Source organism: Streptomyces sp. NPDC049954 (assembly GCF_040656295.1).
Lineage (GTDB): Bacteria > Actinomycetota > Actinomycetes > Streptomycetales > Streptomycetaceae > Streptomyces.
This window is the reverse complement of the sequence record NZ_JBFALS010000014.1, coordinates 169,758-177,660: the sequence shown is the minus strand read 5'-3', so window position 1 is coordinate 177,660 and position 7,903 is coordinate 169,758. Positions and strand designations below refer to the sequence as shown.

General features: G+C 73.1%; 7 protein-coding genes. 2 read left to right on the top strand and 5 right to left on the bottom strand.

What is annotated here, in order from left to right; translation table 11 throughout:
- Positions 1-164 precede the first annotated feature (164 nt).
- The 5 genes from AB0J21_RS27735 to AB0J21_RS27715 form a co-directional block, all read right to left on the bottom strand.
- Positions 165-1,475, bottom strand: a complete 1,311-nt coding sequence (locus AB0J21_RS27735; RefSeq protein WP_363148847.1) for a DUF58 domain-containing protein — start codon at positions 1,473-1,475, stop codon at positions 165-167.
- Between the two features lie 11 nt (positions 1,476-1,486).
- Positions 1,487-2,470 (bottom strand): MoxR family ATPase, encoded by a 984-nt coding sequence (locus AB0J21_RS27730; RefSeq protein WP_363148846.1) that lies wholly within the window; start codon positions 2,468-2,470, stop codon positions 1,487-1,489.
- Positions 2,467-3,693: a DUF4350 domain-containing protein gene (locus AB0J21_RS27725; protein ID WP_363148845.1), complete on the bottom strand. Its 1,227-nt coding sequence runs from the start codon at positions 3,691-3,693 to the stop codon at positions 2,467-2,469. The genes AB0J21_RS27730 and AB0J21_RS27725 overlap by 4 nt, the downstream gene beginning before the upstream one ends.
- A gap of 71 nt (positions 3,694-3,764) precedes the next feature.
- A complete protein-coding gene (locus AB0J21_RS27720; RefSeq protein ID WP_363148844.1) occupies positions 3,765-4,463 on the bottom strand; it encodes a DUF4129 domain-containing protein in 699 nt (232 codons plus the stop codon).
- Positions 4,464-4,467: 4 nt separating this feature from the next.
- A complete protein-coding gene (locus AB0J21_RS27715) occupies positions 4,468-5,922 on the bottom strand; it encodes a glycerophosphoryl diester phosphodiesterase membrane domain-containing protein (protein WP_363148843.1) in 1,455 nt (484 codons plus the stop codon).
- Positions 5,923-6,062: 140 nt separating this feature from the next.
- Between AB0J21_RS27715 and mtnA the strand changes: the two genes are divergently transcribed.
- The gene (gene mtnA / locus AB0J21_RS27710) at positions 6,063-7,208 is read left to right on the top strand and encodes an S-methyl-5-thioribose-1-phosphate isomerase (RefSeq protein WP_363148842.1); all 1,146 of its coding nucleotides are present in this window, start codon (positions 6,063-6,065) and stop codon (positions 7,206-7,208) included.
- 4 nt (positions 7,209-7,212) lie between these two features.
- A complete protein-coding gene (mtrA, locus tag AB0J21_RS27705; protein ID WP_363148841.1) occupies positions 7,213-7,902 on the top strand; it encodes a two-component system response regulator MtrA in 690 nt (229 codons plus the stop codon).
- Position 7,903 lies beyond the last annotated feature (1 nt).

Below are 7,903 nucleotides of genomic sequence, written 5' to 3'. Positions count from 1 at the left end.
GCAGGGGGGACCCTGTGGGAGAGTAGGACGCCGCCGAACAATTTTTGCTGGGGAAGCCCCGCACCTTTATGGTGCGGGGCTTTTCCGCGTTCCGGGGGCGATTTCCAGGAGTGATGAGGAGGGCAGGGGAATTCCGCCCGGACAGACCGGAGCGGCTGCCCCCGTCAGAGCCGGCCGGCCGCCTTGAGCGCCAGATACGTGTCAGCCAGAGCCGGCGGCAACTCGTCCGGGACGGCGTCGACCACCGTCACACCCCGACGCGTCAACTGCTCGGCGACCCGGGCCCGCTCGGCCAGATGCTGTTCCGCCGCAGCCGCCCGGTACACCGCGTCCACATCCCCGCGGGCCGAGGCCATCTCCCGTACCTCGGGGTCCGCCACCGAGGCCAGCACCAGACGGTGCCGCCTGGTGAGCTGAGCCAGAACAGGGAGCAGGCCCTCCTCGACCGGCGCGGCCTCCAAGGTGGAGACGAGAACGACCAGCGCATCGCGCGAGGCACTGCGCAGCGCAGCCCCCACCAGCCCCCTCGTGTCCGTCTCTACCAGCTCGGGCTCCAGAGGAGCCAGCGCCGACACCATCGCGGGCAGCAACTCGTGGGCCGACTTCCCCTTCACCAGAGCGCGCACCCGACGGTCGTACGCCAGGAGATCCACCCGGTCACCCGCCCGGGAAGCCAGCGCGGCCAGCAGCAGGGCCGCGTCCATCGCCGCGTCCAGGCGAGGAGCGTCACCGACCCGCCCCGCCGACGTACGGCCCGTGTCGAGGACGATGAGGATGCGCCGGTCGCGCTCCGGGCGCCACGTACGCAGCGCCGTCGACCTGCGGCGCGCCGAAGCCCGCCAGTCGATGGAACGGGTGTCGTCCCCGGGCACGTAGTCACGGAGACTGTCGAACTCCGTTCCCGCGCCACGCGTCAACGTACTCGTGCGACCGTCCAGTTCACGCAACCGGGCCAGCCGCGACGGGAGATGGCGGCGGCTCGCGAACGCCGGCAACACCCGGACCTGCCACGGAACGGCGTGACTGCCCTGACGCGCCGCCAGGCCCAGCGGACCGAAGGAGCGGACGGTGACGCGCACCGCTTCGCGGTCCCCACGGCGGGAGGGCCGCAAGGACGTCGTGAGCCGCCTGCGTTCCCCGCCCGGCACCCGCACCCGGTGACGAGCCGCTTCGTACGAGGTGCCCGGCGCCCAGGCGCTCGGCGGCCACGCGTCCCTGACTCGGGCGCGCAGCAAGCGCTTTGACGGATTGACGAGGGTCAGGCCGACCTCGGCGGACTCCCCGAGTCGAACTGACGTATCACCGGATCGGGTGAAAGAGAGGGATTTGACTGGCGCGGCCAGGGCGTAGTCGTACACCATTGCGAGTGCGAGGGGAGTGTTGACCGCGAGCATTCCCGTCCAGCTGGGATCGAGGACGCCTACGGGAAGAGAGCCGATCGCCGCGAGGAGGGCGGCCCGTCCGGTGATAGCCATGAGTCCTCGGTTCAGCGCGGTACGGCGACGTGGTGAAGCAGTGTCGAGATGACGGAGTCGGCTGTCACGCCTTCCATCTCCGCCTCCGGGCGCAGGGAGACGCGGTGGCGGAGCGTCGGCAGGGCCAGTGCTTTGACATCGTCGGGGATGACGTAGTCGCGGCCGGTGAGCCAGGCCCAGGCACGGGCCGCGGACAGCAGCGCGGTAGCACCTCGCGGAGAGACGCCCAGGGTCAGGGACGGCGATTCGCGGGTGGCGCGGCACACGTCCACGACATAGCCCGCGATCTCGCGGGAGACCGAGGTCTTGGCCACGGCCTGCCGGGCGGCCTCCAGGTCGGTGGCCGTGGCCACCGGGCGCAGGCCGGCGGCCACGAGGTCACGGGGGTTGAAGCCGTCCGCGTGGCGCAGCAGTACGCCGATCTCGTCGTCGCGGGACGGGAGCGGCACGTTCAGTTTGAGGAGGAAGCGGTCGAGCTGGGCCTCGGGGAGAGGGTAAGTCCCCTCGTACTCCACGGGGTTCTGGGTCGCAACGACCAGGAAGGGGTCGGGCAGGGCGCGGGAGACGCCGTCCACTGTTACCTGCCTCTCCTCCATCGCCTCCAGAAGGGAGGACTGGGTTTTGGGCGGGGTGCGGTTGATCTCGTCCGCGAGCAGGAGGTGGGTGAAGACGGGGCCGGGCTGGAAGGAGAACTCCGACGAGCGGGAGTCGTAGACGAGGGAGCCGGTGATGTCGCCGGGCATCAGGTCTGGGGTGAACTGCACGCGTTTGGTGCCGAGTTCGAGTGACGCGGCCAGGGCTCTCACCAGGAGGGTCTTGGCGACGCCCGGGACGCCTTCGAGCAGCACGTGGCCCCGGCACAGGAGGGCGACGACGAGACCTGTCACGGTCGCGTCCTGGCCCACCACCGCCTTGGCGATCTCCGTGCGCAGCGATTCGAGTGCCGCGCGGGCCTGGTCCGCGTCGCCAGGGACGTCGGCGGTCGGGGCGGTCATGAGGTGCGTACCTCTCTTTCGAGGGCGTCGAGGCGGTCGGCGAGGGTGACAAGTGCGAGATCGGTCGCGGGCGGTGGACCGAAAAGGAGGGGCAGGAGGGTGTCGGGCGCGGTGGTGCGGAGCCGGGCACCGACGGGCGGCAGCAGTGTCTCCGGCAGGTGTGCTTCGGCGGCGGGGACGCCGAGCACGGCGGCGAGCCGGGTGCGTGCCGCCGAGCGGAGGGTCTGCGCGGCGCGGTCCCGGGCGTCCGCCTTGCGGTAGAGGCGGGCGCGGCCCTCGACGGTCTCGGAGGCGCGGACCGCCACCGGGAGGTTCTCGTCGACGAGGGGGCCGAGCCGGCGAGAGCGCCACAGGGCGGTGAGGAGGGCCGCGACGCCTAGTTGGAGCGTGCCCCAGCGCCAGCCGGACGGGATGAGGTCGAAGAAGCTCTGCTCGTGCTCGGTGCCGGAGGAGTCGGTGCCGGGGTCGTCGGAGGAAGGGAGGTACCAGACCAGATGAGAGCGGGAGCCGAGGAGTTGCAGAGCGAGCGAGGCGTTGCCGCGCTCGTCGAGATGTTCGTTGGCCAGGATGCCGGCGGTGCCGAGGACCACCGTGTCGCCCTGGGTGGGCTGCCGGTCGTGCGGCCCGCCGGGCGCGGTGTGCCCGTCGCGCTGCTGGGCGGCGGTGTGCGGCAGGCGCAGGACGGTGGGGGTGCCCTCGCTCAGGTAGCAGAGGTCGGCCCCGGCGCGGGTGGTGGAGTAGCGCAGTCCGCCGGTCGACAGCGGGCCGGCGCGGCGGGCCTCCGGCAGGTCGCAGGAGGGGGGAAGGCCGGTCGAGTCGCTGGTCCCCACGAAGGTGACGTCGGGGAGCAGGTCCCGTGTCGAGACGGTGGGGGCGACGAGGATCGTGCGGGCGCCCGAGGTGGTGAAGGTCCGCCGCAGAGCGGTTCGTCCTTCGGCGCTGAGCGCGTCGGGGCGGGCGACGAGGAGGGTGCTGTCGGGGCGGAGGGCCGCGCGGGCCCCGTCGAGGGTGGTCACGACGCGGGTCGTGACGTCCCTGTCCTTGAGGAGTTCGGCGACGGCTCTGCTGCCCTGCGGGTCCGCGGAGCGCGGATCGAGCCGGCCGTGCTGGGCGCCCGAGCGGGCCAGGGCTATCGCGAGCGCCGCGACGAGCAGGATCGTGAAGCCTATGAGCAGGCCCCGGTTCCGGGTCCATATCTGCCGGGGCGACCTGTTCAGCGGCACGGATCCCGCGGGCGCGGACGGCGGGGCGACGGTGGCGCTCGTGGGCCTCGTCGTCCTTGTGGGCCTCATGGTCACCGGCTTGCGCCCCCGTCCGTCGTGAGGACCGGGCGGCTGCCCTCGACGTCGGTGTCGAGGGCGGTCAGCCGTTCGTACAGGGCGGCGTCGGCGCTGTGGCCGCCGTATGCGACCGAGTCGAAGTCGCGGGCGGCGGAGTGCAGTTCCCTGTCGTACGCGGGGAGGCAGCGGCCGGCTTCGGCGGCGGCCTCGTCGGCGGTGCGTCCGGGCCGCGGATCGAGCAGGGCGCGTTCCTCCAGGGCGCGGAAGACGGCGCGCATGCGTTCCTGCACGGCCGCGTTCCAGTGGCCGCGGGCGGCGTGGGCCTCCGCGGTCGCCCGGTGCTCGGCCGCGCTGCGCGGGCGGGTGTCGAAGAGCGGGGCCGTGGGCGTGGTGCGGGAGCTGCGGGGGGAACCGAGCCGCCACCACAGGGCCAGCAGGGCGAGAGCGACGACGAGGACGACGGCCACGAGCCCCAGGGTTCCGCCCGGGGTCGCTCCGGCGGCCCGGTCCAGGAGGCCGCCGGCCCAGTCCCAGAAGCGGTTGAGGGCGCGCTGGAACAGGTTGGGGTCGTGCTCGTGGTACATCGGCCTGCTCAGCTCGCGCTCGGCGGCCCGGCGCGCGTCCTCGGCCGGCACGGTCAGCGGTGGCGTGTCCGTGGCGCGGGCGAGGCCGTCGGCGGCCGCCCAGGACGGTGTTCCCCCCGTGGCTGTCACCCCGTCAGCTCCCGGGGGCGGCGTCGGAGCGGCCGGGGGCCTGGCGGTTGGCGGCCGAGGCGAGTTCGATGTCCAGGGCCTCGCGGCGGATGCGCTGGTCGACGTAGAGGAGGACCGTGACTCCCGCGGTGATCGGGAAGGTGAAGGTCGTGGCGATCACGGTGCCCACGGCCGAGACGATCAGGTACGTCCAGCCGAAGTCGCCGCCCTCGACGAGGAAGTTGCCGACCTGGTCACCGCCGAACACCGCGGCGATCAGCCCGAAGGGGATGCCGATGATGCCCTGGACCATGACCGCCAGCACCAGGGTGAGCAGCTGGATGCCGAAGACCCGCCACCAGGAGCCCCGTACGAGCTTCGCCGAGCGGCGCAGCGAGGCGATGACGCCCTGCTTCTCAAGCATCAGCGCGGGGGAGGCCAGGACGAACCGGACGTAGAGCCAGACGGCGAGGACGAGTCCGGCGAGGCCGCCCAGGACCGCCAGGGCGAGACCTCCGTCGGCCGGGCCGACGGCGCTCACCACGATGCCGGGCAGTGTGCAGACGAGGACCGTCGCGATGACGATCACCGGGACGAGGAGGGTCACGCCGAGCAGCCGCCACAGTTGCGGGCGGGCGTCGCGCCAGGCCTCGCCCGTCGTCGCCGGCCGGGCGATGACGGCGCGGCTGATGATCATGGTGAGCATGGCCGTCGCGACGATCGACCCGAGCAGGGCGATGAGCTGGACGACGGCGCTGCCCACCAGGGTGGTGCCGAGGGCGTCGCTGATCTCGCTGAAGCTCGCCGAGGGGTCGGACAGGGCGTCGGAGTCGACGGAGTCCAGGAAGAGGCCCTGGACCACGACCGACAGGACCTGGGTGAAGGCGGCGACGGTCAGGGAGATGCCGAGGACGGGGCGCCAGTAGGCGCGCATCGTGGACACCGCACCGTCGAGTATCTCGCCGACGCCGAGCGGACGCAGCGGGATGACGCCCGGCTTGGCGGCGGGAGGCGGCCCTCCCCAGCCCGCGGGTCCGCCGCCCCAGCCGCCACCGGGCCCGCCCCAGCCGTTCCCCGGAGCGCCCCAGCCGCCGCCGGGTCCGCCTCCGCCGGGGCCGGGCGGAGCGGGAGGGGGCCCGGACGGCGGGGTGCCCGGGGCGCCCCAGCTCTGCGGGCCGTGCTGCTGAGGAGGGCCCTGCTGCGGCGGCACCTGCGGCTGCCGGCCGGGGACACCGGAGGGCGACTGCGGGCCCGGGCCGGGGGTGCCGGGAGACGTCCAGGAGGCGGGGGGCGGCTGCTGCTTCGCCCACTGGTCGTCGGCAGGGCGGCCGTCCGGCCCGTCCCGGTCGTCGGCGGCCCGGCTCCGGGAGCCGTCCTGATCCCGCACGTCCTGGCCGTGGTCGTCCTCGCCCTGTGCGCTCCGGTCCGGACCGTTCGAGGGGCCCGATCCGGGCGAGGCCCAGCCCGGAGTGTCGTTCATCGTCGCTCCTTCACGGTGCCCGGCCGCGGTCGCGGCGGCAGCTTGGCAGCCATCGTGTCATGGGGGCGCGCCCAGTGGACCAGGTGCCGCATGGGCTGCGCGTCTTCAATTGTCCGGCTCCCAGAGGGCAGACTGAGCGGATGGCCGATCCGCACGCGCAAGCTGCGCAGACACCGCCCCCCGACATATCCGCGATCCGCTGGGAGGAGCCGCCCGAAGGACCCGTCGTGGTCCTCCTCGACCAGACCCGGTTGCCGGCCGAGGAGGCCGAGCTGGTGTGCACGGACGCGCCCGCGCTGGTGCAGGCGATCCGCACCCTCGCGGTGCGCGGAGCGCCGCTGCTCGGTATCGCCGGTGCCTACGGGGTGGCGCTCTCGGCCGCCCGGGGCTTCGACGTGGACGAGGCCGCCGACGCCCTCGCGGGGGCGCGCCCCACCGCCGTGAACCTCGCCCGGGGCGCACGCCGGGCACAGCGTGCCTTCGGCGCGGCGCTCGCCGCGGGCGAGGACCGGGCCGGCGCGGCTGCCGCGGCGCTCGAAGAGGCGCGGGCCCTGCACCGGGAGGACGCGGCGGCGTCCTCGGCGATGGCCCGGCACGGTCTGGCCCTGCTCGACGAACTCCTGCCGGGCGGCGGTCTCCGGCTGCTCACGCACTGCAACACCGGCGCGCTCGTGTCCGGCGGCGAGGGCACGGCCTTCGCGGTGGCGCTCGCCGCTCACCGCCGAGGACGGCTGCGGCGGCTCTGGGTGGACGAGACCCGGCCGCTGCTCCAGGGGTCCCGGCTCACCGCGTACGAGGCGGCGCGGCGCGGAATGGCGTACACCTTGTTGACGGACAACGCGGCGGGTTCACTGTTCGCGGCGGGTGAGGTGGACGCGGTGCTGATCGGCGCCGACCGGATCGCCGCGGACGGATCGGTGGCGAACAAGGTGGGCAGTTATCCGCTCGCGGTGCTCGCCCGCTATCACCATGTGCCGTTCGTCGTGGTCGCGCCGGTCACCACGGTGGACCTCGGGACGCCGGACGGCGGGGCGATCGAGGTCGAGCAGCGCGGGGGCCACGAGGTCACCGAGATCACCGCCCCGCACGCGCGGGTCCCGGGGATCGAAGCGGGTACGGGGGTGCCGCTGGCGCCCCTGGGGACGCAGGCGTACAACCCCGCGTTCGACGTGACGCCGCCGGAACTGGTGACCGCGATCGTCACGGAGGAAGGGGTGGTTTCCCCGGTCACGGGGGCCGCCCTGCAGGAGCTGTGTGCCAGGTCACGTCAGGTAACGATGAGCTAATGGGATGATGTCAGGCATGAAGGGACGAGTCCTTGTCGTCGACGACGACACCGCACTGGCCGAGATGCTCGGCATTGTGCTGCGTGGTGAAGGTTTCGAGCCGTCGTTCGTGGCGGACGGGGACAAGGCGTTGGCTGCCTTCCGCGACACCAAGCCCGATCTGGTGCTGCTGGACCTGATGCTGCCCGGGAGGGACGGCATCGAGGTGTGCCGGCTCATCCGTGCGGAATCGGGCATCCCCATTGTGATGCTCACGGCCAAGAGCGACACGGTGGACGTGGTGGTGGGCCTGGAGTCCGGGGCCGACGACTACATCGTGAAGCCGTTCAAACCGAAGGAGTTGGTGGCGCGCATCCGGGCACGGCTGCGCAGGTCGGAGGAGCCGGCCCCCGAGCAGTTGACGATCGGCGATCTGGTGATCGACGTGGCGGGTCATTCCGTGAAGCGGGAGGGGCAGTCGATCGCGCTGACCCCGCTGGAGTTCGACCTGCTGGTCGCGCTCGCCCGCAAGCCCTGGCAGGTGTTCACCCGCGAGGTGCTGCTGGAGCAGGTGTGGGGGTACCGGCACGCGGCGGACACGCGGCTGGTCAACGTGCACGTCCAGCGGTTGCGCTCGAAGGTCGAGCGGGACCCCGAGCGGCCCGAGATCGTGGTGACCGTGCGCGGTGTCGGCTACAAGGCCGGACCGAGCTGAC

Coding starts and splice junctions, on each gene's coding strand:
- AB0J21_RS27735 (WP_363148847.1), bottom strand. CDS start 1,475: ATGGCTATCACCGGACGGGCCGCCCTCCTCGCGGCGATCGGCTCTCTT.
- AB0J21_RS27730 (WP_363148846.1), bottom strand. CDS start 2,470: ATGACCGCCCCGACCGCCGACGTCCCTGGCGACGCGGACCAGGCCCGC.
- AB0J21_RS27715 (WP_363148843.1), bottom strand. CDS start 5,922: ATGAACGACACTCCGGGCTGGGCCTCGCCCGGATCGGGCCCCTCGAAC.
- mtnA (WP_363148842.1), top strand. CDS start 6,063: ATGGCCGATCCGCACGCGCAAGCTGCGCAGACACCGCCCCCCGACATA.
- mtrA (WP_363148841.1), top strand. CDS start 7,213: ATGATGTCAGGCATGAAGGGACGAGTCCTTGTCGTCGACGACGACACC.